General features: G+C 55.7%; 19 protein-coding genes. 12 read left to right on the plus strand and 7 right to left on the minus strand.

All coding sequences use genetic code 11. The annotated features are described in order from the left end of the window. The first annotated feature begins 12 nt into the window (after positions 1 to 12). The 4 genes from PAT9B_RS06785 (at position 13) to PAT9B_RS06800 (ending at position 3,246) form a co-directional block, all read left to right on the plus strand. Positions 13 to 1,230, plus strand: a complete 1,218-nt coding sequence (locus PAT9B_RS06785) for a winged helix-turn-helix domain-containing protein (protein ID WP_013508516.1) — start codon at positions 13 to 15, stop codon at positions 1,228 to 1,230. Between the two features lie 77 nt (positions 1,231 to 1,307). Next, entirely contained in the window at positions 1,308 to 1,490 is a 183-nt protein-coding gene (locus PAT9B_RS06790) for a Trm112 family protein (protein ID WP_013508517.1), read from the plus strand. Continuing rightward, positions 1,487 to 2,236, plus strand: a complete 750-nt coding sequence (kdsB, locus tag PAT9B_RS06795; protein WP_013508518.1) for a 3-deoxy-manno-octulosonate cytidylyltransferase — start codon at positions 1,487 to 1,489, stop codon at positions 2,234 to 2,236. Before PAT9B_RS06790 ends, kdsB begins: the two co-directional genes overlap by 4 nt. 116 nt (positions 2,237 to 2,352) lie before the next feature. After that, entirely contained in the window at positions 2,353 to 3,246 is an 894-nt protein-coding gene (locus PAT9B_RS06800; protein ID WP_013508519.1) for a YcbJ family phosphotransferase, read from the plus strand. Here PAT9B_RS06800 and elyC read toward each other — a convergent pair. Then, the gene (elyC, locus tag PAT9B_RS06805; RefSeq protein WP_013508520.1) at positions 3,226 to 4,011 is read right to left on the minus strand and encodes an envelope biogenesis factor ElyC; all 786 of its coding nucleotides are present in this window, start codon (positions 4,009 to 4,011) and stop codon (positions 3,226 to 3,228) included. The two genes, PAT9B_RS06800 and elyC, sit on opposite strands and share 21 nt — an antisense overlap. A 124-nt stretch (positions 4,012 to 4,135) precedes the next feature. Here elyC and cmoM point away from each other — a divergent pair, with 124 nt between their 5' ends. From cmoM to PAT9B_RS06840, 7 genes are all read left to right on the plus strand, one after another. Then, positions 4,136 to 4,906, plus strand: a complete 771-nt coding sequence (cmoM, locus tag PAT9B_RS06810) for a tRNA uridine 5-oxyacetic acid(34) methyltransferase CmoM (RefSeq protein ID WP_013508521.1) — start codon at positions 4,136 to 4,138, stop codon at positions 4,904 to 4,906. Between the two features lie 11 nt (positions 4,907 to 4,917). Continuing rightward, on the plus strand, positions 4,918 to 6,240 hold the full coding sequence (gene mukF / locus PAT9B_RS06815) for a chromosome partition protein MukF (RefSeq protein ID WP_013508522.1): 1,323 nt from the start codon (positions 4,918 to 4,920) through the stop codon (positions 6,238 to 6,240). Next, positions 6,221 to 6,946 (plus strand): chromosome partition protein MukE, encoded by a 726-nt coding sequence (mukE, locus tag PAT9B_RS06820; protein ID WP_013508523.1) that lies wholly within the window; start codon positions 6,221 to 6,223, stop codon positions 6,944 to 6,946. The genes mukF and mukE overlap by 20 nt, the downstream gene beginning before the upstream one ends. Then, a complete protein-coding gene (gene mukB, locus PAT9B_RS06825) occupies positions 6,943 to 11,409 on the plus strand; it encodes a chromosome partition protein MukB (RefSeq protein WP_013508524.1) in 4,467 nt (1,488 codons plus the stop codon). Before mukE ends, mukB begins: the two co-directional genes overlap by 4 nt. 156 nt (positions 11,410 to 11,565) lie before the next feature. Beyond that, the gene (gene ldtD, locus PAT9B_RS06830; protein ID WP_013508525.1) at positions 11,566 to 13,374 is read left to right on the plus strand and encodes a L,D-transpeptidase; all 1,809 of its coding nucleotides are present in this window, start codon (positions 11,566 to 11,568) and stop codon (positions 13,372 to 13,374) included. 187 nt (positions 13,375 to 13,561) lie between these two features. Then, positions 13,562 to 14,113 carry a YcbK family protein gene (locus tag PAT9B_RS06835; RefSeq protein ID WP_013508526.1) on the plus strand — a complete coding sequence of 184 codons (552 nt, stop codon included), beginning with the start codon at positions 13,562 to 13,564 and terminating at the stop codon, positions 14,111 to 14,113. 36 nt (positions 14,114 to 14,149) lie between these two features. Then, positions 14,150 to 14,779 carry an MBL fold metallo-hydrolase gene (locus PAT9B_RS06840; RefSeq protein WP_013508527.1) on the plus strand — a complete coding sequence of 210 codons (630 nt, stop codon included), beginning with the start codon at positions 14,150 to 14,152 and terminating at the stop codon, positions 14,777 to 14,779. 96 nt (positions 14,780 to 14,875) lie between these two features. On the opposite strand, the gene PAT9B_RS06845 is transcribed toward PAT9B_RS06840, so the two are convergent. The 4 genes from PAT9B_RS06845 to pncB all read right to left on the minus strand — a co-directional run bounded on the left by PAT9B_RS06845 (position 14,876) and on the right by pncB (position 20,433). Further along, the gene (locus PAT9B_RS06845) at positions 14,876 to 16,069 is read right to left on the minus strand and encodes an amino acid aminotransferase (protein WP_013508528.1); all 1,194 of its coding nucleotides are present in this window, start codon (positions 16,067 to 16,069) and stop codon (positions 14,876 to 14,878) included. Positions 16,070 to 16,269: 200 nt separating this feature from the next. Further along, positions 16,270 to 17,367, minus strand: coding sequence for a porin OmpF (ompF, locus tag PAT9B_RS06850; RefSeq protein ID WP_013508529.1), 1,098 nt, complete (start codon positions 17,365 to 17,367; stop codon positions 16,270 to 16,272). 300 nt (positions 17,368 to 17,667) lie between these two features. Beyond that, positions 17,668 to 19,068 carry an asparagine--tRNA ligase gene (asnS, locus tag PAT9B_RS06855; RefSeq protein ID WP_013508530.1) on the minus strand — a complete coding sequence of 467 codons (1,401 nt, stop codon included), beginning with the start codon at positions 19,066 to 19,068 and terminating at the stop codon, positions 17,668 to 17,670. Positions 19,069 to 19,227: 159 nt separating this feature from the next. After that, positions 19,228 to 20,433: a nicotinate phosphoribosyltransferase gene (gene pncB / locus PAT9B_RS06860; protein WP_041525918.1), complete on the minus strand. Its 1,206-nt coding sequence runs from the start codon at positions 20,431 to 20,433 to the stop codon at positions 19,228 to 19,230. Positions 20,434 to 20,679: 246 nt separating this feature from the next. Here pncB and pepN point away from each other — a divergent pair, with 246 nt between their 5' ends. Next, a complete protein-coding gene (gene pepN / locus PAT9B_RS06865) occupies positions 20,680 to 23,295 on the plus strand; it encodes an aminopeptidase N (RefSeq protein ID WP_013508532.1) in 2,616 nt (871 codons plus the stop codon). Between the two features lie 62 nt (positions 23,296 to 23,357). On the opposite strand, the gene ssuB is transcribed toward pepN, so the two are convergent. Continuing rightward, positions 23,358 to 24,149, minus strand: a complete 792-nt coding sequence (gene ssuB / locus PAT9B_RS06870) for an aliphatic sulfonates ABC transporter ATP-binding protein (protein WP_013508533.1) — start codon at positions 24,147 to 24,149, stop codon at positions 23,358 to 23,360. Continuing rightward, positions 24,146 to 24,931, minus strand: coding sequence for an aliphatic sulfonate ABC transporter permease SsuC (ssuC, locus tag PAT9B_RS06875; protein WP_013508534.1), 786 nt, complete (start codon positions 24,929 to 24,931; stop codon positions 24,146 to 24,148). The genes ssuB and ssuC overlap by 4 nt, the downstream gene beginning before the upstream one ends. Positions 24,932 to 24,940: the final 9 nt, after the last annotated feature.

The raw sequence follows: 24,940 nt of genomic DNA on the forward strand, positions 1-24,940 counted from the left end.
GGAAACTGAGTAATGAGCCTCGCTGATTCCCTCTCGTTACAGACCGCCCGTAATCTTCATCTCGCCGCACAAGGGTTGCTTCGTCCAACCGGGCGGCGCGCGCGTTTCGCTGATATTCACGCCACGATTCGTCAGATGTCGCTACTGCAAATTGACACCATCAATGTGGTGGCACGTAGCCCTTATCTGGTGCTGTTCAGCCGCCTCGGCGACTACCCGATAAACTGGCTGGAAGAGACGCTGGCATCGGGCGAGTTATTTGAATACTGGGCGCATGAAGCCTGTTTTATCCCGCGTGAGGACTATCCGCTACTGCGCCACCGGATGCTTGATCCGGCGCGCCTCGGCTGGAAATACAATGCGCAGTGGGTTGAGCAGCATCAGCAGGAGATTGCCGACTTGCTGGCGCATATCAACGCTAACGGCCCGGTACGGGCTGCTGATTTCGCCACGGAAAAAAACACTAAACCAGGCTGGTGGGCGTGGAAACCCCATAAACGCCATCTGGAAAATTTGTTCAGCGCAGGCGAATTGATGGTGGTTGAACGGCGCAATTTTCATCGCGTGTATGACCTACAGCAACGCGTGATGCCGGACTGGGATGATGCGCAACACGCACTGAGTGAAGAGGATGCGGTGGTCAGTATGCTCAACCACAGCGCGCGCACTTTGGGTATTTTCCGCGCGGCCTGGTTGGCTGATTACTATCGGCTGAAGCGGGTTGCACTGAAACCCTGGCTTGAGACGGCGCAGGAGCGGGGCGAGATCATTCCGGTACAGGTTGAGCAACTGGGTGAGATGTGGCTGCATCATGCGTTGCTCCCGCAGCTGGAAACATCACCGTCCGCCACCCACACCACGCTGCTTTCTCCCTTTGATCCGGTGGTATGGGATCGACGTCGGGCGCTGGAGCTGTTCAATTTTGATTATCGTATTGAATGTTATACCCCGGCCGAAAAACGCAAGTTTGGCTACTTCGTATTGCCGGTTTTGCACCGTGGCGTGTTGAAAGGGCGACTCGATGCGAAGATGGATCGCCAGGCACAACAATTGGTGATCCGTGCTTTCTGGCTGGAAGAGGGCACGCGTGTGACGGCCAGTTTTGTCAATGATGTCCAGCGTGCCATCACGCGCTTTGCCCAATGGCAGGGAGCCAGTGAGGTGGTGATTGAGCAGGCACCGTCGGCGTTACGTGCCGCCTGGTTGGATGGCTGGAGAATAACTGAGTAGTGGATTACGGCACGTTGCCATGCGCTGCGCTATGGTATGCTAACGGCCTGACGAATCGATCCGGTATGGAGGAGATTATGGATCACCGTTTACTTGAGATTGTGGCCTGCCCGGTTTGCAATGGAAAACTGTACTACAACAAAGAACAGCAGGAATTAATCTGCAAACCCGATGGGCTGGCGTTTCCGGTGCGTGATGGTATTCCGGTATTACTGGAAAACGAAGCGCGTACTCTGTCTGTTGAAGAGATCCATCCATGAGTTTCGTCGCCATTATTCCGGCACGCTATGCTTCAACGCGCCTGCCGGGCAAACCATTGGTCGATATTCTGGGTAAGCCGATGGTGGTACACGTGATGGAGCGGGCGCGTGAGTCCGGTGCCGATCGTGTGATTGTCGCCACCGATCATCCTGATGTCGCAGCGGCGGTTGAAGCGGCGGGTGGTGAAGTTTGTATGACGCGTGCTGACCATCATTCCGGCACCGAACGTCTGGCGGAAGTGATTGAGAAATATCAGTTTCCGGATGACACCATCATCGTCAATGTGCAAGGTGATGAGCCGATGATCCCACCGGCGATTGTGCGCCAGGTGGCGGCAAATCTGGCTCAGGCGGATGCCGGGATGGCTACCCTCGCCGTGCCTATTCGTGATGCGGAAGAAGCGTTCAACCCCAATGCGGTAAAAGTCGTGACCGATGCGCAGGGCTACGCGCTCTACTTCTCACGCGCCACCATTCCGTGGGATCGCGAACGTTACGCGAAATCGCGTGAGCAGGCGGGTGATACGCTCCTGCGCCATATTGGTATCTATGCGTACCGTGCTGGCTTTGTTCGGCGCTATATTTCATGGGAGCCCTGCCCACTGGAGCAGATTGAGTTGCTCGAACAGTTGCGCGTGCTGTGGTATGGCGAGAAAATCCATGTCGCGGTAGCGCAAACGGTGCCGAGCGTCGGCGTTGACACCCCGGAAGACCTGTTGCGCGTTCGCGCTGCCATGCAGGCTTAATCCAGCAGGGCCAGCGGTTGTCGCTGGCCCTGCTGTTCTTTTCTTTGATCTGGCGCATCACTCTGCGCTGCCGTGACCTCCAGGATATTTAAGTCACTTTCTCGGGAGGATGACGCATGGAACAGCTCCGTTCAGAACTCACGCTGGTGCTTGGCGAAAGCGTTGGCCGTCTTGAAACCATCAGTGAACAGTCCCAGTCGCGCTTGTATGCGCTATACGATGACGCCGATAAACCGATGCCGGTGGTCGCGAAATATTTCCGCCATCAGGGGCGGGCGGCGCTGGAAGCGAAAAAACTGGCGATGCTGGGGCGTGATGGCTTGATTGCCGTCCCGGCGGTGTTTGGTCTGGTGCTCAGTCAGCAGAAGCCAGTGCATGAAATGTTGCTGATGGCGCGCCTCAATGGGGTCTCTGCCGAAGCCCCGGCGCGCACCGCCGCGCGTTGGGAGCAGCTCTGCGAGCAGGTGGTTGAAGGGTTGTTGGCCTGGCATCGTATCGACAGCCATGGACTGGTGGGCAGCATCGACAGCATTCAGGAAAACCACTGGCCTGCCTGGTATCAGCAGCGGGTCGAAGTGCTGTGGTCCACCCTGGGCTACCTGTCACCACCGAACTTCACCCTCGACGATCGACAGATCCTGTTTCGCAGCCGTCAGCAGTTGGCCCACCTGTTTGCGGGATTTGACGATCCCTGCGTGCTGATCCACGGCAACCTGCGGCTGGCGAGCATCATGAAAGATGTCCGTAGCGACCAACTGGTGGCGATGACGCAACCCGGCAATGTGCTGTGGGCACCACGCGAATTTGAGCTGATGCGGCTGGGCGACAACGGGGCCGAAGCCTCGCTGTTGCAGCATTATTTGCAGCGCGCACCGGTCGCGGAAGGGTTTGTCTGGCGGCGCTGGCTGTATCAACTCTGGGATTGCATTGATACGCTGGTCAGCACCGGTCAGTTTGATCGTGCACGCTTTGATAACGCGCGCGAACAGCTACTCCCCTGGCTGGGGTGACGTCAGGTCATCGCCACGCAGCGCCTGCCACGCACGGCCCAGGGTTTCATAAATTGCCCGCTCGCTATGGCTCAGCCACAACGGCGAAGGTAACGCGCGTTCCCAGCCGTTTAACGGTGAGGTGATGGCCATTTGATTGGCCGGAGCTGGCAGCGGATTGAGCCCCGCCCCCTGGAAGAACTGCATCGCCCGTGGCAGATGATTGGCGGAGGTCACCAGCAGGAAGGGATGTTGCCCTACGGCGATTTTCACCGCCTGCGCTTCTTCCCGGGTATCTTTGGGCTGATCCAGCACGATAATGACGCTCTCCGGCACGCCGAGACTTTCCGCCACCTGTGCTGCCACGCGCGCGTTACTCATCGGGTTATTCCCTGCTGCCGCGCCAGTAAAGATCATCTTCGCCTGTGGATAGCGTCGCCACTGACGCACCCCTTCAGCCACGCGAGGCAGACTATTCCCAATCAGGTTCGAACTGGGTGCCCAATCCGGATTAAAAGTATATCCGCCCCCCAACACCACGATATAATCAACGCTGACGTTGCGGTTCCAGGTCGGATAAGCATTATCCAGCGGCAGCAACAGGCGGTCGGCCACCGGTTGCAGGCTGAGTAACAGCAGAGTCAGCCAACTGATTGATATCAGAATTTTGCCGCTTTTCTGCCAGCGGCTGAACCAGAGCAATAAAAGTCCGGCTGCCATCAGTAACAGCAGCAGTGGCAAGGGCAGTAACATCCCACCGATCACTTTTTTTAACGTGAAAAACATCGAAAATTGCTCCTTTTGGCCGAAAAAACAGCAGCCAGACACTAACCACGGGATGAAAGGTTCATTCTTGTTGAGCCTGTGACAAAATAGCACAAGTTGAAGGCAGCAGAGCGGAGCGACCAGCATGCAGGATCGTAACTTTGACGATCTCGCGGAGAGATTTTCAAAGAACATTTATGGCACCAAAAAAGGCATGGTGCGTCAGGCGATCCTGTGGGATGAGCTGGATACGCTGCTGCCGACCCTGCCCGATGGGCCGTTGTCGGTGCTGGATGCCGGTGGCGGCGTAGGACAAATCTCCAGTGGTCTGGCGGCACGTGGTCATCAAGTGCTGTTGTGCGATCTGTCTGCGGAAATGTTGAAGCTAGCTGAAGCTCATGCGCTTGCTGAGGGTGTGAGCCACAACATGCAATTCAAACAAATTAGCGCGCAACAGGTCGGCGAACATTTGGATAAGCCGGTTGATCTGGTATTGTTTCACGCTGTGTTGGAGTGGGTAGCGCAACCCGAGGCGGTATTGCAGGCGTTATGGCACACCCTGAAACCTGGCGGTGTTTTGTCGCTGATGTTTTTTAATCGTCATGCTTTAACCATGCGCCTGTTAACCCTCGGCAATTTCGGCTATCTACAGGCCAATATGTCCAAGCGCAAGAAGCGCACGCTGTCACCCGATTATCCACGCGATCCCGAAGAGGTGTATCGCTGGCTGACAGACTGTGGATTTGAGATTGAACAGCGCGCTGGCATCCGTGTCTTTTGTGACTACATGAAAGAGCAGTCTGCCGCTGTGAAAGACGTTGAGTCCATTATTGAGATGGAACGGCGCTACTGTCGCCAGGAGCCCTTTTTAAGTTTAGGGCGTTATATCCATGTGACCGCGCGCAAACCCAGGTAGAAGGACCAACTATGAGCGATTTTTCCCAGACGGTGCCCGAACTGGTGGCATGGGCGCGCAAGAACGACTTTTCGCTTGCGCTGCCAGTTGAACGTCTGGCGTTTTTGCTGGCTATCGCCACCCTGAACGGGGAGCGGATGGACGGCGAAATGAGTGAAGGCGAGCTGATTGACGCATTTCGTCATGTCAGTAAGGCGTTTGAACAAACCCACGAAACCGTACAGGTGCGTGCCAATAACGCCATCAACGATATGGTGCGACAGCGCCTGCTCAACCGTTTTACCAGCGAGCTGACGGAAGGCCATGCCATTTACCGTCTGACGCCGCTGGCTATCGGCATTACCGACTATTACATTCGCCAGCGCGAATTTTCGACCCTGCGTCTTTCTATGCAGTTGTCGATTGTGGCGCAGGAGCTGAAACGTGCGGCGGATGCAGCGGAAGAGGACGGAGATGAGTTCCACTGGCATCGCAACGTCTTTGCCCCGCTGAAATATTCGGTGGCGGAGATCTTCGACAGCATCGACATGACGCAGCGTTTGATGGATGAGCAGCAGCAAGCGGTGAAAACCGATATCGCTGACCTGTTGAACAAAGACTGGCGTGCGGCGATCTCCAGCTGTGAAATGCTGTTGTCAGAAACGTCCGGCACGCTGCGTGAGTTGCAGGATACGCTGGAAGCGGCGGGCGACAAGTTGCAAGCCAATCTGCTGCGTATCCAGGACGCCACGCTGAGCAGCCCGGATCTCGGCTTTGTTGATAAGCTGGTGTTTGATCTGCAAAACAAGCTGGACCGCATTATCAGCTGGGGCCAGCAGGCTATTGATTTGTGGATCGGCTATGACCGTCACGTTCACAAATTCATTCGTACCGCCATCGACATGGACAAGAACCGGGTGTTCGCCCAGCGTTTACGTTTGTCGGTACAGAACTATTTTGACCAACCCTGGGCGTTGACCTACGCCAACGCCGACCGTCTGTTTGATATGCGCGACGACGAGATGACGCTGCGCAACGACGAGGTGATGGGTGAACTCCCGGCAGAGTTGGAGTTCGAAGAGTTTAATGAAATCCGCGAGCAGCTGGCCGCGATGATTGAAGAAGCCTTGCAGGTGTATAAGCAGGAACAAAAACCCCTCAACCTCGCTACGGTGATGCGCGACTATCTGGCGCAATATCCTCGTGCGCGCCACTTCGATCTGGCGCGTATTGTCATCGATCAGGCGGTTCGTCTCGGCGTGGCCGAGGCTGATTTAGCCGGTCTGCCCGCGGAATGGCAGACCATTAATGAATACGGAGCCAAGGTGCAGGCACATGTCATCGACAAATATTGAACAAGTGATGCCAGTCAAACTGGCGCTGGCACTGGCTAATCCTCTTTTTCCTGCGCTCGATAGCCAGTTACGCGCGGGACGCCACATTGGCATCGAAGAGCTGGATAATCACGCTTTCCTGATGGATTACCAGGAGTATCTCGAAGAGTTTTATGCGCGTTACAACGTGGAACTGATTCGTGCGCCGGAAGGTTTTTTCTATTTGCGCCCGCGTTCGACGACGTTGATCCCGCGTTCGGTGCTTTCCGAGCTGGATATGATGGTCGGCAAAATTCTTTGCTACCTCTATCTCAGCCCGGAACGTCTCGCTAACGAGGGCATCTTCACTCAGCAGGAGTTGTACGATGAGCTGCTGTCGCTGGCCGATGAGAGCAAACTGCTCAAGCTGGTGAACCAGCGGTCCACCGGTTCCGACCTCGACCGTGCCAAATTGCAGGAGAAGATGCGCGCTTCACTGAACCGCCTGCGTCGTCTCGGCATGGTGTGGTTTATGGGCAATGACAGCAGCAAATTCCGTATCACCGAATCGGTATTCCGCTTCGGTGCGGACGTGCGCAGCGGTGATGATGCCCGCGAAGCGCAGCTGCGTCTGATTCGCGATGGTGAAGCCATGACGTTAGAAAATACGGCAGCCAGCGAAGAAAGCGACAATGACAACGACGCCGAGAGTGAAGCGAGTGATAACGCGGAGGATGAACAGGCATGATTGAACGCGGTAAATTTCGTTCGCTAACGCTGATCAACTGGAATGGCTTCTTTGCCCGTACCTTTGATCTTGATGAACTGGTGACCACGCTGTCAGGCGGTAACGGTGCGGGTAAATCCACCACCATGGCGGCTTTTGTCACGGCGCTGATCCCGGATCTGACGCTGCTGCATTTCCGTAACACCACCGAGGCCGGAGCGACCTCCGGTTCACGCGACAAAGGTCTGCACGGTAAATTACGTGCGGGCGTCTGCTATGCCGTGCTGGATGTCGTCAACTCGCGCCATCAGCGTGTGGTGGTCGGCGTGCGTCTGCAACAGGTTGCCGGACGCGATAAGAAGGTGGACATCAAGCCGTTCAGCATTCACGGCCTGCCCACGGATACGCAACCCACTGACATCCTGACGGAAATCCTCGGTAGCCGCCAGGCGCGCGTGTTGCCGCTGGCTGAAGTGAAGGATCGCGTTGAAGCGCAGGAAGGGGTGCAGTTCCGCCAGTACAGTTCGGTAACGGATTATCACGCCACGCTGTTTGAACTCGGAGTGGTGCCGCGTCGTCTGCGTACCGCCGGCGATCGCAGCAAGTTCTATCGTTTGATTGAAGCGTCGTTGTATGGCGGTATCTCCAGCGCCATTACCCGATCGCTGCGTGATTACCTGCTGCCGGAAAACAGCGGTGTACGTAAAGCCTTCCAGGATATGGAAGCGGCGCTGCGGGAAAACCGCATGACGCTGGAAGCCATTCGCGTCACCCAGTCCGACCGCGACCTGTTTAAACATTTGATCTCCGAAGCCACCAGCTACGTTTCGGCGGATTATATGCGTCACGCCAATGAACGTCGCATCCATCTGGATGGTGCTTTGCAGCTGCGTAATGAACTGTTTACCAGCCGCAACCAGTTGGCATCAGAGCAATATCGCCATATCGAAATGGCGCGTGAGCTGTCTGAGCATAGCGGCGCGGAAAACGATCTGGAAACCGATTATCAGGCTGCCAGCGATCACCTGAACCTGGTGCAGACGGCGATGCGTCAGCAGGAGAAGATCGAGCGTTACGATGCCGATCTGGAAGAGCTGACTTACCGTCTCGAAGAGCAGAACGAGGTGGTGGCGGAAGCCCGCGAAGTCCATGAAGAGAACGAAGCGCGCGCTGAAGCGGCTGAAGTGGAAGTGGATGAGCTGAAAAGTCAGCTGGCCGATTTCCAGCAGGCGCTGGATGTGCAGCAAACCCGTGCCATTCAGTATCAACAGGCGTTGCAGGCGCTGGAGAAAGCGCGCGCCCAGTGCCAGTTGCCGGATCTGACCATCGACAACGCGGCGGAATGGCAGGAAACCTTCCAGGCACGCGAAGAAGAAGCGACAGAGCAACTGCTGCGTCTGGAACAGAAACTCAGTGTTGCCGAAGCGGCGCACAGCCAGTTTGATCAGGCACTGGCGCTGGTCACCAGCATTGCCGGTGAGGTTAACCGTCAGGATGCCTGGCAGGTGGGGCGTGAATTGCTGCGCGATGCGGCCAATCAGCGTCATCACGCCGAACAACTCTCCTCACTGCGCTTGCGTTTGAACGAACTGGAGCAGCGTCTGCGTGAGCAGAACGAAGCCGAGCGCTTGCTGGCGGAATTCTGTAAGCGTCAGGGACAGCAATATGATGCTGACGCACTGGAAGGCTTGCAGCGCGAACTGGAAGCGCAGATTGAGCAACTGAGTAGCAGCGTGGCCGATGCCGGTGAACGCCGTATGCTGATGCGCCAGGAGCTGGAGCAACTGCGCGAGCGTATCACGATGTTAACCGCGCGTGCGCCACACTGGCTGGCTGCGCAGGAGATCCTGACGCAACTCAGCGAGCAAACCGGGCAGCAGTTGACCAGTAGCCAGCAAATCACCGAATTTATGCAGCAACTGCTGGAGCGTGAGCGTGAAACCACCGTCGAACGTGACGAGGTGGCGGCGCGTAAACGTGAGGTCGAGAAGCAAATCGAACGTCTCAGCCAACCGGGCGGGGCGGAAGATGCGCGCCTGACTCAGCTGGCCGAGCGGTTTGGCGGCGTGCTGTTGTCAGAAATTTATGATGACGTCACGCTGGACGATGCGCCGTACTTCTCCGCGCTGTATGGCCCATCGCGTCATGCGATCGTGGTGCCGGATCTGTCGCTGGTGCGTGAACTGCTGAATGGCCTGGAGGATTGCCCGGAAGATCTCTATCTGATTGAGGGTGACCCGCAGTCGTTTGATGACAGCGTATTCGGCGTTGATGAGCTGGAAAATGCGGTGGTGGTGAAGGTCGCCGAGCGTCAATGGCGTTACTCGCGCTACCCGAAAGTGCCGCTCTTTGGCCGCGCCGCGCGTGAGAATCAGCTGGAGCTGTTGAATAACGAGCGTGATCAGTTGGCCGAACGTTACGCGACGCTCTCGTTTGACGTGCAGAAAACGCAGCGTCTGCACCAATCGTTCAGCCGCTTTATCGGCAGCCACCTCGCGGTGGCGTTTGATGAAGATCCGGAAGCGTTGATGCGCCAACTGAACAGCCGCCGCGGCGAACTGGAACGCGCGCTGAGTCAGCACGAAAACGATAACCAGCAGCAACGCATGCAGTATGAGCAGGCGAAAGAGGGCGTTGCTCAGCTTAACCGCCTGCTGCCGCGCGTGACCCTGCTGCTGGATGACACCCTGGCGGATCGCTGCGAAGAGATCCGTGAGCGGGTCGAAGAAGCGCAGGAAGCGGCGCGTTTCCTGCATCAGCACAGCAACAAACTGAGCAAACTGGAGCCGCTGTTGCCGGTGCTGCAAAGCGACCCGCAGCAACACGATCAGCTGGAGCGTGATTATCAGCAGGCCCAACAGGTGCAGCGTGAAGCGCGTCAGCAGGCGTTTGCCCTGACTGAAGTGGTACAGCGTCGTGCGCATTTCAGCTATGAAGATTCCGCTGGCATGCTGACCGGCAACAGCGATCTCAACGAAAAATTGCGCCAGCGCCTCGAACAGGCAGAAGGTGAACGTAGCCGCGCACGTGAGCGCCTGCGCGAACATCAGGCCCAACTGACCCAGTACTCACAAGTGCTGGCTTCGTTGAAAAGTTCGTATGACGCCAAGCGCGACATGCTGAAAGAGTTGCAGCAGGAGATGCAGGACATCGGGGTACACGCCGATGCCAGCGCCGAGGAGCGCGCGCGCGCGCGTCGCGATGAACTCTATACCGCGCTGAGCCATAACCGTGCGCGTCGTAACCAGCTGGAGAAACAGCTCACGTTCTGCGAAGCAGAAATGGACAGCTTGCAGAAGAAACTGCGTAAGCTGGAGCGTGATTACCATCAGGTGCGTGAGCAGGTAGCGACCGCTAAAGCGGGCTGGTGCGCGGTGTTACGCCTGGTGAAAGAGAACGGTGTTGAGCGTCGCCTGCACCGTCGTGAACTGGCGTATCTCGGCGGTGATGAACTGCGTTCAATGTCGGATAAAGCGCTGGGTGCGCTGCGTCTGGCGGTGGCGGATAATGAACACCTGCGTGATGTGCTGCGTATGTCGGAAGATCCGAAACGTCCGGAGCGTAAAATTCAGTTCTTTATCGCGGTGTATCAGCATCTGCGCGAGCGTATTCGTCAGGACATCATTCGTACCGATGATCCGGTGGAAGCGATTGAGCAAATGGAGATTGAGCTGAATCGACTGACGGAAGAGTTGACGGCACGTGAGCAGACCCTCGCCATCAGTTCACGCAGTGTTGCCAATATCATTCGTAAAACCATTCAGCGCGAGCAGAATCGTATTCGTCAGCTGAATCAGGGTTTACAGGCGGTAAGCTTTGGTCAGGTGCGTAGCGTGCGGCTCAACGTTAACGTGCGTGAAACCCATTCGATGCTGCTGGATACGCTGTCCGAGGAACACGAACAGCATCAGGATCTGTTCAACAGCAATCGCCTGACCTTCTCAGAAGCGCTGGCGAAGCTGTATCAACGCCTCAATCCGCAAATTGATATGGGCCAGCGCACGCCGCAGACCATTGGTGAGGAGCTGCTCGACTACCGCAACTATCTGGAGATGGAGGTTGAAGTTAACCGTGGCTCTGATGGGTGGTTACGTGCGGAGAGTGGTGCGCTCTCAACCGGTGAAGCGATCGGTACGGGTATGTCGATTCTGGTGATGGTGGTCCAGAGTTGGGAAGAGGAATCACGCCGTCTGCGTGGCAAGGATATTTCCCCATGCCGCCTGCTGTTCCTTGATGAGGCAGCCCGTCTTGATGCGCGTTCCATTGCCACCCTGTTTGAGTTGTGTGAGCGTCTGGAAATGCAGCTGGTGATCGCTGCCCCGGAAAACATCAGCCCGGAAAAAGGGACCACCTATAAGTTGGTGCGTAAGGTGTTTAACAACACCGAACACGTCCATGTGGTGGGGCTGCGTGGCTTCTCTGCGGACCCGACGCCAGTGAAACGCGAAAATAGCGCGCCGGACCTGGAAACAGAAAATTCGTAGCGGGAATTGTGGTTAAAATTTATCGCTACGGTTAATGTGTAAACGGCATTTGCTACCAGAGGCAAATGCCGTTTTTATTTGTATACTCAAAAATATGTATAAGGTCGTACACAGCATAACGAGTCGGCTGTGTCTTAGGCGAGAAGGGGGCCAGGGATGTTGCTGAATAATAAGATCAGATGTAAGCGTGCTGTCATCGCACTCAGTTTGTCACTGGTATTGTCGCCACTGGCGGCCAGCCATGCGGCAATCATTGCAGCGTTACCTGGTACTGCGCACCACACGCTGTCGGTTGCGGAGAGCCAGCGTCAGATTCAGCAGGTTTTCAGCCCCAGTGAACAACCGTTCTATCTTCCAGGCCTGGCGGGGATCTATGCCGCGCGTAATATGGCACCGTTGTGGCAGGATCGGTCAGCGGTGCAGGCGTTCCAGCAGCAGCTGGCAGAGGTGGCGTTATCCGGCGTGCAGCCACAATTTACCCGCTGGGTCGGGCTACTGACCAACCCGGCGATCAAAGGGCTGGCGCGTGATGTGGTGCTCAGCGACGCCATGCTGGGCTACCTGCAATTCGTTTCCAATGTCCCGACGCAGGGTGAAACCTGGCTGTACAGTAACGTACCTTATAAGATGGCCATGCCCACGGTTGCGGTGATTAACCAGTGGCAAAATGCCGTAAATGGCGGGGGGAGCCGCGCCTTTGTCCTCTCTCTCGAACCGCAGCATCCGCAATACGCCCCAATGCATGCGGCGCTGAAAACCCTGTTGAACGATAACCGCCCGTGGCCGCAATTACGTGACAGCGGCACGCTGAAGCCCGGTCAAATCAGTAATGATGTGCCTGCGTTGCGTGAAATTTTACAGCGTACCGGCATGTTGTCCGGTCACAGTGCAACGCCAACCCCGGCAGACGATGCGGTACCTGTGGCACCGGTGCCGGTCAGCCAGAGTGCACAGCCGGTTGCGGTTAGCCCATCGGCTGCCAGTGTGAATGACCTGTCGGCTCAGGCACCACAAGCGCCGGGTAATGTCGCGGCCAATCCGGTGCAATCGGCCAACAATGTCTACGATAACGCGCTGGTGGAGGGGGTGAAACGCTTCCAGCACTGGCAAGGATTGGCTGATGATGGCGCGATTGGGCCACGTACCCGTGAGTGGTTGAATGTCTCGCCGCAAATGCGCGCGGCCCTGCTGGCACTCAATATCCAGCGTTTGCGTTTGCTGCCGGATGATATGCATAACGGCATCATGGTGAATATCCCCAACTATTCACTGACCTACTACAACAATGGTGCGACCATTCTGTCATCCCGGGTGATCGTTGGCCGTCCTGACCGTAAAACACCGCTGATGCGCAGCGCATTAAATAATGTGGTGCTCAATCCGCCGTGGAATGTGCCGACGTCGCTGGTGCGCCAGGATATTGTACCGAAGGTGAAGCAGGACCCGGGTTATCTGTATAAACACGGTTACACCTTGCTGTCGGGCTGGAGCGCTGACGCGCAGGTGATCGATCCTTCGTCGCTCGACTGGAATATGGTCTCTGCGGCCAGCTTCCCGTACCGCATCCGTCAGGCTCCCGGCGCGATGAATTCGCTGGGGCGTTATAAATTCAATATGCCGAGCTCGGATGCGATCTACCTGCACGATACACCGAACCATAACCTGTTCCAGCGTGATATCCGTGCGCTCAGCTCGGGCTGTGTACGTGTCAATAAGGCGTCGGAATTGGCAGATCTGCTGTTGCAGGATGCGGGTTGGAATGACAGCCGTATCTCCGACACCTTGAAAGAGGGCAATACCCGCTACGTGCCGATCCGTCATCGTATTCCGGTGAATCTCTATTATCTGACGGCCTGGGTGGCGGATGACGGTCAGCCGCAATATCGTACAGATATTTACAATTATGATAACCCGGCGCGTTCAGGTAGCCAGGTGCTGGCTAAAGCGGGGCAATTACTGCTCTAGTGATTGATTTAACACATCTCCTGCCAACTTAACTTGCTCAGAACCGGTGGCAAAATTGCGATTTTGCGCCGGTTCTGCATTTTCTTTCCCTGATTCTGGGTTGACTGAGTCTGAGGCTGACGTTAATGTTCCGCCTTGTGTGCTTTTTACACATTTTTTTCGCTTTATTCTCAGGTAACCCCGTTTCATGGCTAATTTTGATTCTCAGCGTCGCAAATTGCTCCTGATAGGAGGCGCAACGGCAGGTTTGGCACTTCTTCCTGGCTCTGCACTGGCCTCGATCTCCACTTCCCGTCCGCGTATTTTGACGCTTAATAACCTTCACACCGGCGAAACCCTCAAAACGGAGTTTTTCAACGGCAAGAGTTATGACAAGGATGAGTTAGCTCGCTTAAACCACTTCTTCCGTGATTACCGCGCCAATCAGATCAGGACCATTGATCCGCATCTGTTTGATCAGATTTATCGCCTCCAGGCTGCGCTGGGAACACGTAAACCGATTCAACTGGTTTCAGGCTATCGCACCATCGCCACCAACAATATGTTGCGTGAGTCCGGTCCTGGCGTGGCAAAACACAGTTATCACACCAAGGGACAGGCGATGGACTTCCACATCGAAGGCATTTCCCTGAGCAATGTTCGCAAAGCGGCGTTATCTCTGCGTGCAGGTGGTGTAGGATATTACCCGCGCAGCAACTTTGTTCACATTGATACTGGTCCTGTAAGGCACTGGTCCTAACACCGACAGCGCTGCGTGTGTCGGTCATGGAGCGCTATGAACTACCTCATTATTCCGGTCACCGCATTTTCCCAGAACTGTTCTGTTATCTGGGGTGACGACACTCAGCAGGCTGCACTGGTTGATCCCGGCGGCGATGCGGCGACGATCATTGCCGTACTGGCAGAACGTGGTATCACCCCGGCACAGATTCTGCTGACGCATGGCCATCTTGATCATGTCGGCGCGGCGGCTGAACTGGCAGCGCATTATCAGGTGCCGATTGTCGGACCGCAGTTGCTTGATGCTTTCTGGCTGGAGGCATTACCTACCCAAAGTCGCATGTTTGGTTTGCCTGAGTGCGCGCCTTTGACGCCAGATCGCTGGCTGGAAGAGGGGGAAACGGTGCAGGTGGGTGAGGTGACGCTGGAAGTGCTGCATTGTCCAGGCCATACCCCAGGCCATATCGTGTTCTTTGACCGTGCCGGTCGTCTGCTGATCTCGGGCGATGTGATTTTTAACGGTGGAGTGGGACGGACAGATTTTCCGCAAGGCAGTCACAGCGATTTAATCGCCGCGATCAAAACCAAACTGCTGCCGTTGGGCGACGATGTGACTTTCGTTCCGGGACATGGCCCCATTTCAACGCTGGGACGCGAGCGCATCAGCAACCCGTTCCTGCAATAAAATAGCCGTAGCGGCGCGATTTATCGCGCAATTTTCAGCGCGTGGCTGTTAAAGATGCGCGATGAATCGCGCCGCTACGGCGGGTTGGTGCCGTGATTATTTAAGCACTGCGACAATCGCTTCACACAGCGCCGACATATTGTCTGGCGTCATGCCCGCGACGTTAACGCGCCCCGAGTTCACCGCGTAGACGCCAAACTCTTCACGCAGGCGTACCACCTGATCTTTGGTCAGGCCGCTGAATGAAAACATACCGTTCTGCTTGATGATAAAGCTGAAATCCTGCTCGGCACCGCTCGAAGCCAGCGTGTTAACGAACAACTGACGCATACGCTGGATACGCTGACGCATATCGGTCAGTTCTTGTTCCCAAATAGTACGAAGTGCATCATTGCCGAGGATGGTTGCCACTACCGCCGCACCGTGAGCCGGTGGGTTAGAGTAGTTGGCACGAATGCTGTATTTCACCTGGCTGAAGGCGGTTTTGGCCACATCGGCAGTGGCGGCAACCACGGTCAGGGCACCCACGCGTTCGTTATACAGGCCAAAGTTTTTTGAGTAAGAGCTGGCAACGATCAGCTCCTGATGTGAAGCGGCAAAAATGCGCAGACCTTCGGCATCCTCGTCCAGGCCACGGGCAAAGCCCTGATAAGCGAAATCGAACAGCGGCAACCAGCCGTTAGCCTGCGACAGTGCGGCTAACTGCTGCCATTGCTCGACCGTTGGATCGATGCCGGTTGGGTTATGGCAGCAGCCATGGAACAGCACCACATCACCCGCTTTCGCGGCCTGCAGTGACGCAATCATGCCGTCAAAATCCAGCGTATGGTTGGCGGCATCGTAATATTGGTAATCGCAGACTTCGAGGCCCGCAGCGTTGAAAACGTTTTTGTGGTTCGGCCAGCTTGGATTGCTCACCCAGACACGCTTCACGCTGGTCTGATTAGCGAGGAAATCTGCGGCCACACGCAGCGCACCCGTACCACCCGGTGTTTGCGCCGTGCAGGCGCGTCCTGCCGCAATCAGAGCGCTCTCTTTGCCAAACAACAGCTCCTGCGTGCAGCGTGCAAAATCAGCCAGGCCATCAATGCTGAGATAATTTTTGGTGGTTTCGTTTTCCAGCAAATATTGCTCAGCTTTTTTTACACTGGTCAGCACCGGCGTTTTACCGGTTTCGTCTTTATAGACACCGATGCCAAGGTTGATTTTATTCGGGCGGTCGTCGGCGCGGAACAGGTCGGCCAAACCAAGAATAGGATCGGCGGGTGCGGCAGAGATCGATTCAAACATGAGTCAGGTCCAGTTGCGTGAACTTTAGCGAAATGAGCTATCAGGTTAGCGTCAGTCGGCACACTTGCCAACCGTTGAGACGAAAAAGAAATAATGCAGAGGCTGCCATTAATGGCGCTTATTGAGATGTGGATCACTGAAAAGCAAAACGGAGCCCGAAGGCTCCGCTTTTAAGGTATTACACGGTACTAATCGGGAGATTAGAACTGGTAAACCAGACCAACTGCTACGATATCGTCGGTGTTCAGACCCAGCGGGTTGTCATCGTTCAGCAGGTTGATTTTGTAGTCTACGTAGGTAGACATGTTTTTGTTGAAGTAGTAGGTTGCGCCCACTTCAGCATATTTGTACAGGTCAGCATCGCCGATACCTTCGATGTCTTTGCCTTTAGACTGAACGTAGGCAACAGACGGACGCAGGCCGAAGTCGAACTGGTACTGAGCAACGAATTCCATAACCTGAGTTTTGTTAGCAAAACCAGTGAAACCGTTCTGAACGCTGGAAGTATTGCTGTTAGCAATATAGGTCGCGTTGCGGGTTTCGCTGTACATTGCTGCCAGGTACACGTTGTTCGCGTCATATTTCAGCGCAGTTGCCCACTGCTGAGCTTTGTCGCCGTTACCGTAGTTCATTTCGTTCTGCGCGTTGGTACGGTCGCTAGAAGCATAAGAACCTACGATGCCAACACCGATCGGAGAGGTATAAGATACTGAAGTACCCCAGCCGTCACCGTTCGCACGACGCGGATCGTCGGTACGGTCATTTTTACCCTGATACTGCAGAGCAAAGTTCAGACCATCAACCAGACCGAAGAAGTTGGTGTTACGGTAGGTAGCCAGACCGGTAGAACGGCCAGCCATGAAGTTGTCAGAGTAACCTGAGTCACCGCCGTATTCCGGCAGCATGTCGGTCCAGCCGATTGCGTCGTAAACAACGCCGTAGTTACGACCGTAGTCGAAAGAACCTGCGTCTGCGAATTTCAGACCAGCAAAGCCCAGACGGGTTTTGTTGCCAGACTGTGCGTCAGAGCCGCCTTCAGAGTTGTTAGCCTGGATGTTGTATTCCCACTGGCCGTAACCGGTCAGCTGGTCGGTGATCTGAGTTTCACCTTTGAAGCCGAAGCGCACGTAAGACTGGTCGCCATCGTTGCTTGAGTCGTCAGAGAAGTAATGCAGACCATCAACTTTACCGTACAGGTCTAATTTGTTGCCATCTTTGTTGTAGATTTCTGCTGCGTTTGCTGCACCAGCAGCTAACAGAGCAGGGATAACCACTGCAAGAATGTTGCGCTTCATCATTTTTTATTACCCTCATTGGAGTTATTTGGACACCTGCCACTGCCGTCAAGAAACCTTTACGGGAACCTTGAAAGAAGTTTGGTGTCTCCTGTGTCTGCACGCATCTTTCCATCCCGGGGTTGGTAATTCTACCCCGAAAATGCTACTAATCTCGCAATTAAGTATCAAAAAGAAAAATTGTATTACAAGATGTAAATTTTCGGGAACTTTGTGAGAGAACTCTAAATTTACAAAAATAAAAAAAGGCCGGCAGAGCCGACCTCGTTATATATATGAATTACTTATAATTAATCGCGGATTTTAGAAATTGGCATTACGCGGTGTACGTGGGAACGGGATAACATCCCTTACATTTTGTACGCCGGTGACATAGGCGATTAATCGTTCGAAACCTAAACCGAAGCCGGAGTGTGGCACGGTGCCGTAGCGACGTAAGTCACGGTACCACCAGTAATCTTCTTTGTTCAGACCCATTTCCGCCAGACGTGCATCCAGGACATCCAGACGCTCTTCACGTTGTGAACCACCGATGATTTCCCCGATACCCGGAGCGAGGACATCCATCGCCGCCACGGTTTTACCATCGTCATTCATACGCATGTAGAACGCTTTGATATCTTTCGGATAGTTCTTCACCACCACCGGCGCTTTGAAGTGCTTCTCGGCGAGGTAACGCTCGTGTTCTGATGACAGATCGACGCCCCAGGAGACCGGATTTTCGAAGTTCTGCCCGCTTTTCAGCAAAATCTCGATGGCATCGGTGTAGTCCACCTGTGCGAAATCTGCATTAACAAAACGTTCCAGGCGAGAAATCGCATCTTTGTCTACGCGCTCGGCAAAGAACGCCAGGTCGTCAGCACGCTCTTCCAGCACGGCCTTGAATACATACTTCAGCATGGCTTCCGCCAGGGCCGCTGCATCATCAAGGGTGGCGAAGGCCACTTCCGGCTCCAGCATCCAGAATTCAGCCAGGTGACGGCTGGTGTTGGAGTTCTCAGCACGGAAGGTCGGACCGAAGGTGTAGATTTTTGACAGCGCACAGGCGTAGGTTTCGCCGTTCAGCTGGCCTGACACCGTCAGGAAGGCTTCTTTACCAAAGAAGTCTTTGTCGTAATCGACTTTGCCCTGCGGGTCACGCGGCAGATTTTCCATGTCCAGCGTCGAGACGCGGAACATTTCACCGGCACCTTCGGTGTCGGACGCGGTGATCAGCGGCGTGGAAACCCAGAAATAACCGTTTTCGTGGAAGAAGCGATGCAGCGCCTGCGCCAGGGTGTGACGGGTACGTGCCACCGCGCCAATCAGGTTGGTGCGCGGACGCAGGTGCGCCACTTCACGCAGGTATTCAATGCTGTGACGTTTGGCCGCCATCGGATAGGTGTCCGGATCATCCACCCAGCCCACCACCTCAACCTGAGTCGCTTGCAGTTCAAACGCCTGGCCTTCGCCCGGTGATTCCACCACTTTGCCGGTCACAATCACTGAGCAGCCCGTGGTCAGACGCAGCACTTCGTCCTGATAATTATTCAGAGAATTATTGACGACAGCCTGAACGGGATTAAAGCAGGAACCGTCATAAACGGCGATAAAGGAAAGACCGGCTTTGGAATCTCTTCGGGTACGCACCCAACCACGCACGGTGACTTCACTGTCAACCGCGACCCGGCCGTGCAGTACATCCGCTACAGGCACTACGCTCATAAATATCTCTCTATATATTAGGATGAAGTCAATTTATACATTCCCCATACCGGGGTTTTGCTATGTTACTTACGAGCCATCAGGAAACAAGCAAAATTGCCGGGATACGGGGAGATTTGTTGCAGCACGGCAGGGTGCAGGCACCCTGCTGGCGGGAGGTCAGCTGGCTCTTTTCACCAGCGGCAGGTCGAAGGCTTTCCGCAGCGCACGGACAAAGGCTTTATCCTGGCAGATGGTTTTACCCGGGCTGTCTGACAATTTGGCGACAGGCTTGCCGTTGCAGCTCACCAGTTTGATCACGATATTCAGCGGCGTGACGCCCGGAATATCGCAGGTCAGGCGTGTGCCGATGCCAAACACCACGTTGGCGCGCTGACCAAAATGGCGATACAGCGCCAGCGCTTTGTCCAGATCCAGATTATCGGAGAACACCAGGGTTTTGCTTTTCGGATCGATATCCAATCGCTGATAGTGGGCGATGGCTTTCTCACCCCATTCCACCGGATCACCCGAATCATGGCGCAACCCCTGGTAGCGATGAGCAAAACCGGGGCCGAAATCACGCAGGAAGGCATCCATGGTGATGCAATCGGTCAGCGCGATACCGAGTTGGTCATCGTACTCATCCAGCCAGGATTGCAGTGCGGCACGCTGGCTGTTCGCCAACACCGGGCTGATCTGCTGGTGCGCCTGGAACCATTCATGGGCCTGAGTGCCAACCGGATTCAGTTGCAGACGGCGCGCCAGGTCATAGTTGCTGGTGCCTACCAGCCAGGGGAAATCCTGTTTCAGGGTGCTGACGATCGCTTCCTGCACCGGCTGTGAATAGCGACGGCGTGTGCCGAAATCCATCAGATGAAAGCGGGACATATCCAGATCGCCCACCTGCTGGCGAAAATCCGCCAATTTTTGTTGCAGATGGTCGACGGCCTGTCCGACACCGATCTGCGGCGTGCGGTGACGATGCACCAGCTCGCTAATCAGCGCCAGCAAGGGGACTTCCCACAGAATCACTTCACGCCATGGCCCGCTGATCTGGATCGCCAGCTTGCCGTGATCGTTACGCACCACCACCTGGCGGGGATCGAAGCGGAAGCCACGTAGCCAGCTGAGATAGTCGGCGTCAAAGAAAGGCAGGGCAGAAAGGTAACGAAACTCCTCTTCGCTCAAGGCGAGGGAGTGCATCGCATCAATGTGAGTGCGGAGTTCATCCGTGTAGACGCCGAGCAACTCGGAGCCGCGGCAGCGAAATTCCGCCGTGACCGGGACATCGTAGTAACGATGATATACGGCCTGCTGCATATGAAGCTTGTAGGCATCGGTATCAAGCAGCGTGGTCAAAATCGGGGAAGCGTGTCCTGTCATGGTGCGTTTCAGCATCCTCTTCCGCGGAGCATAGCCCGGTGTTCAACAAAGTCATAAAGACGCAGGAGTATAAAACAGTAATAGACCGCGATCACACCATATTTGCAGGGGGCAGGTCGATGGTCATTTGTGCCATTGTTAATAAATTGTAGCATTTTCTGCTAAGGCACGCATTGTGCGTGGCAAGTGAGGCCCAACCCGCTTAGACTTTGACGGGTATACCTTTTAACGATGCGAGAAGGATTTATGACGCAACAGCCGCAAATAAAATATCGTCACGACTACCGTGCACCTGATTTTACCATCACTGATATCGATTTGACGTTTGACCTCAATGAGGTCACGACCCGCGTCACGGCGGTCAGCCAGGTGAAGCGTTTAGGTAACAGCCAGGCTGAGCTGCGTCTGGATGGCGAAGACCTGACGCTGGTCTCGCTGGCGGTGGATGGACATCCCTGGTCGCATTATCGCGAAGAAGAGGGCGCGCTGGTGTTGAGCCAGTTACCGGATGCCTTCACCCTGACCATCATCAATGATATTCACCCGGATCAAAACACCGCGCTGGAAGGCTTATATAAGTCGGGTGAGGCGCTGTGTACGCAATGCGAGGCCGAAGGTTTCCGCCACATCACCTGGTATCTGGACCGCCCGGATGTGCTGGCCCGTTTTACCACCACCATTATTGCGGATGCGGCACGCTATCCGTTCCTGCTCTCCAACGGCAACAAGCTGGAAAGTGGCCGTCATGAAGATGGCCGCCACTGGGTGAAATGGCAGGACCCGTTCCCGAAACCCTGTTATCTGTTTGCGCTGGTCGCCGGTGATTTTGATGTGCTGCGCGACAGCTTTACCACCCGTTCAGGGCGCGATGTGGCGCTGGAGATCTTCGTCGATCGCGGCAATCTTGACCGCGCCGACTGGGCAATGACCTCGCTGAAAAACAGCATGAAGTGGGATGAGGAGCGTTTTGGCCTCGAATATGACCTCGATATCTTTATGATCGTCGCGGTGGATTTCTTCAATATGGGTGCCATGGAGAATAAAGGTCTTAACGTCTTTAACTCCAAATACGTGCTGGCAAAAGCGGAAACCGCCACCGACAAAGATTACCTCGGCATTGAGGCGGTGATTGGTCATGAATATTTCCACAACTGGACCGGCAACCGTGTTACCTGCCGTGACTGGTTCCAGCTGAGCCTGAAAGAAGGGCTGACCGTGTTCCGCGATCAGGAATTCAGCTCGGATCTCGGTTCTCGTGCCGTCAACCGTATCGATAACGTGCGTGTGATGCGTGGTGCGCAATTCGCCGAAGATGCCAGCCCGATGGCCCATCCTATCCGCCCGGATCAGGTCATTGAGATGAACAACTTCTACACTCTGACGGTGTATGAAAAGGGTTCAGAAGTGATTCGCATGATGCACACCCTGCTGGGCGAAGAGAATTTCCAGAAAGGGATGCAGCTCTATTTTGAACGTCACGATGGCAGCGCGGCGACCTGTGATGATTTCGTGCAGGCGATGGAAGATGCGTCTAATGTCGATCTGTCGCAGTTCCGTCGCTGGTACAGCCAGTCTGGTACGCCGGTGTTAACGGTGCGCGATGATTACAACCCGGAGCTGGAGCAGTATACGTTGCATGTCACCCAGCACACGCCCGCGACCGCCGAGCAGAAAGAGAAGCTGCCGTTGCATATCCCGCTGGATATCGAGCTGTACGACGGTGAAGGCAAGGTGATCCCGCTGCAACACAACGGTCACCCGGTGCATCATGTGCTGAACGTTACGGAAGAGTTCCAGAGCTTTGTGTTCGATAAGGTCTATTTCCAGCCGGTGCCGTCACTGCTGCGCGAATTCTCTGCGCCGGTGAAGCTTGACTATAAATGGAGTGATGCGCAACTGACGTTCCTGATGCGCCACGCGCGCAACGACTTTTCACGCTGGGATGCGGCGCAGAGCCTGCTGGCGACCTACATTCGTCTGAATGTGGCGCGTCATCAACAGGGACAACCGTTGTCGCTGCCGCTGCATGTGGCCGATGCTTTCCGCGCGGTGTTGCTGGATGAGCAGGGCGATCCGGCGCTGATGGCGTTGATCCTGTCGCTGCCTTCCGAGAATGAAATCGCTGAGCTGTTTGAAGTGATTGATCCGCAGGCGATTGCCGACGTGCGTGAAGCGCTGGTGCGTACCCTGGCGAAGGAACTGAGTGATGAGTTCCTCGCCGTGTATCGTGCCAATCAGAGCCATGAATACCGGGTTGAGCATGCGGAAATTGGCAAACGCGCGCTGAAGAATGTGTGTCTGAGTTATCTGGCATTTGGCGATGCGGAACAGGCCGATAAACTGGTACAGGCGCAATATCAGCACGCCACCAACATGACCGATGCGTTGGCGGCGTTGGCGGCGGCAGTGGCTGCCCAGTTGCCGTGTCGTGATGCCTTACTGGCGGCGTATGACGAGCGTTGGCATCAGGATGGCCTGGTGATGGACAAATGGTTCGTATTGCAAGCGACCAGCCCGGCGAGCAATGTGCTGAGCAAGGTGCGCGAACTGTTGCATCATCGCTCTTTCACCATGGGCAACCCGAACCGCATTCGCTCGCTGATTGGGGCCTTTGCCTCGGCGAATCCGTCGGCCTTCCATGCCAAAGATGGCAGCGGCTATCAATTCCTGGTGGAGATGCTGACCGATCTCAACACGCGTAACCCGCAGGTTGCTGCGCGCATGATTGAACCGCTGATTCGTCTGAAGCGTTACGATGCCGGACGTCAGGCGTTGATGCGTCAGGCGCTGGAGACGTTGAAAGGATTGGATAAGTTGTCCGGCGATCTGTACGAGAAGATCACCAAAGCGTTAAACGCATAATAAGTTGCATAGGGCACTCTTCCCTCTCCCGCTTGCGGGAGAGGGGTGGGGTGAGGGCTTGGTTATCGCTGCTGCGCCAAGCGCAGCGGCTGCTCGCTGGAACTGCGTTTCATCACGCGGTCCAGCACTTCAGCTTCCAGTTCCGCCAGACGGGCAGAGCCACGGCGACGGGGCCGCGGGAGATCAACCGTCAGATCCAACCCGATTTGGCCTTCTTCAATCAGTAACACCCGATCCGCCATCGCCACCGCTTCGCTGACATCGTGCGTCACTAACAACACGGTGAAGTTATGCTGTTGCCACAGTGATTCAATTAATCCCTGCATCTCAATACGCGTCAACGCATCCAGCGCACCCAGCGGTTCGTCCAGCAGCAACAAGCCCGGTCGATGAATCAAGGCTCGTGCCAATGCCACGCGCTGTTTCTGCCCACCGGACAGGGCGGCTGGCCATTCGTTAGCGCGTTCTGCCAGCCCAACTGCCGCCAGCGCTTCCCGCGCGTTTTCCCGCCAGGCACGGCCTTTCAAGCCGAGCCCAACGTTATCGATGACCTTTTTCCACGGCAGCAGACGGGCATCCTGAAACATCAGACGGGTATCGTCGCGCGCGGATGCCAGCGGCGCATTGCCCGCCAGCAACTCGCCGTGCGTCGTGGATTCCAGTCCGGCCAGCAGACGCAGCAGGGTGCTTTTGCCGCAGCCACTGCGGCCCACCACGGCGACAAATTGCCCTGCCGGAATATGCAGGTCGATGTTATTCAGGATGGTACGGTCGCCATAGCGTTTGACGACGCCGTTAACGCCCACCGGTGTGCCACTGTTGAGACGCGCCGGGGTGAGGGTTGCAGTGCTCATGCGTTAGCCTCCTTCAATTGATAGGCCGGGTGCCAGCGCAGCCAGACGCGCTCCAGCAGCTGTGCCGCAACATCGGCCAGTTTGCCGAGCAGGGCATACAGAATGATGGCGACCACCACCACGTCGGTTTGCAGAAATTCACGCGCGTTCATCGCCAGATAGCCAATGCCCGAGTTGGCAGAGATGGTCTCGGCGACGATCAGTGTCAGCCACATCAGACCCAGCGCAAAGCGCACTCCAACCATGATTGACGGCAGCGCGCCGGGCAGAATCACCTGAATAAACAGACTCCAGCCGGAGAGGCCATAGCTGCGCGCCATCTCCACCAGCCCGCGATCAATATTGCGGATACCGTGGTAGGTATTGAGATAAATCGGGAACAGCGTACCGAGTGCCACGAGGAAAATCTTCGCCGCCTCATCGATGCCGAACCACAGGATCACCAGCGGGATCAGCGCCAGATGTGGCACGTTACGCAGCATTTGCACCGAGGTATCGAGCAGACGCTCACCCAAGCGCGAGGTGCCGGTAATCAGGCCCAGTAACAGGCCGATGGAGCCGCCAATACTGAAACCGATGGCCGCGCGCCAGCCACTGATGGCGAGATGCTGCCACAATTCGCCGCTGGCTGAGAGCTTCCAGAAGGTGATCAGGATATTTTCCGGCGAGGGCAAAATACGTGTCGACAGTAGCCCGATTTGTGAGGCCAATTGCCATACCACCACCAGCAGCACCGGCAGCGCCCACGGCAGCAGAGCATTGGTCAGTTGTTTCTTTGCCATGATCGGCTC

Origin of the sequence: Pantoea sp. At-9b (assembly GCF_000175935.2) — a bacterium.
Classification (GTDB): Bacteria; Pseudomonadota; Gammaproteobacteria; order Enterobacterales; family Enterobacteriaceae; genus Pantoea.

Bases quoted from the DNA above. Each gene is read 5' to 3' on its own strand.
- PAT9B_RS06785 (WP_013508516.1), top strand. From the start codon at position 13: ATGAGCCTCGCTGATTCCCTCTCGTTACAGACCGCCCGTAATCTTCAT.
- PAT9B_RS06790 (WP_013508517.1), top strand. From the start codon at position 1,308: ATGGATCACCGTTTACTTGAGATTGTGGCCTGCCCGGTTTGCAATGGA.
- kdsB (WP_013508518.1), top strand. From the start codon at position 1,487: ATGAGTTTCGTCGCCATTATTCCGGCACGCTATGCTTCAACGCGCCTG.
- PAT9B_RS06800 (WP_013508519.1), top strand. From the start codon at position 2,353: ATGGAACAGCTCCGTTCAGAACTCACGCTGGTGCTTGGCGAAAGCGTT.
- elyC (WP_013508520.1), bottom strand. From the start codon at position 4,011: ATGTTTTTCACGTTAAAAAAAGTGATCGGTGGGATGTTACTGCCCTTG.
- cmoM (WP_013508521.1), top strand. From the start codon at position 4,136: ATGCAGGATCGTAACTTTGACGATCTCGCGGAGAGATTTTCAAAGAAC.
- mukF (WP_013508522.1), top strand. From the start codon at position 4,918: ATGAGCGATTTTTCCCAGACGGTGCCCGAACTGGTGGCATGGGCGCGC.
- mukE (WP_013508523.1), top strand. From the start codon at position 6,221: ATGTCATCGACAAATATTGAACAAGTGATGCCAGTCAAACTGGCGCTG.
- mukB (WP_013508524.1), top strand. From the start codon at position 6,943: ATGATTGAACGCGGTAAATTTCGTTCGCTAACGCTGATCAACTGGAAT.
- ldtD (WP_013508525.1), top strand. From the start codon at position 11,566: ATGTTGCTGAATAATAAGATCAGATGTAAGCGTGCTGTCATCGCACTC.
- PAT9B_RS06835 (WP_013508526.1), top strand. From the start codon at position 13,562: ATGGCTAATTTTGATTCTCAGCGTCGCAAATTGCTCCTGATAGGAGGC.
- PAT9B_RS06840 (WP_013508527.1), top strand. From the start codon at position 14,150: ATGAACTACCTCATTATTCCGGTCACCGCATTTTCCCAGAACTGTTCT.
- PAT9B_RS06845 (WP_013508528.1), bottom strand. From the start codon at position 16,069: ATGTTTGAATCGATCTCTGCCGCACCCGCCGATCCTATTCTTGGTTTG.
- ompF (WP_013508529.1), bottom strand. From the start codon at position 17,367: ATGATGAAGCGCAACATTCTTGCAGTGGTTATCCCTGCTCTGTTAGCT.
- asnS (WP_013508530.1), bottom strand. From the start codon at position 19,068: ATGAGCGTAGTGCCTGTAGCGGATGTACTGCACGGCCGGGTCGCGGTT.
- pncB (WP_041525918.1), bottom strand. From the start codon at position 20,433: ATGACAGGACACGCTTCCCCGATTTTGACCACGCTGCTTGATACCGAT.
- pepN (WP_013508532.1), top strand. From the start codon at position 20,680: ATGACGCAACAGCCGCAAATAAAATATCGTCACGACTACCGTGCACCT.
- ssuB (WP_013508533.1), bottom strand. From the start codon at position 24,149: ATGAGCACTGCAACCCTCACCCCGGCGCGTCTCAACAGTGGCACACCG.
- ssuC (WP_013508534.1), bottom strand. From the start codon at position 24,931: ATGGCAAAGAAACAACTGACCAATGCTCTGCTGCCGTGGGCGCTGCCG.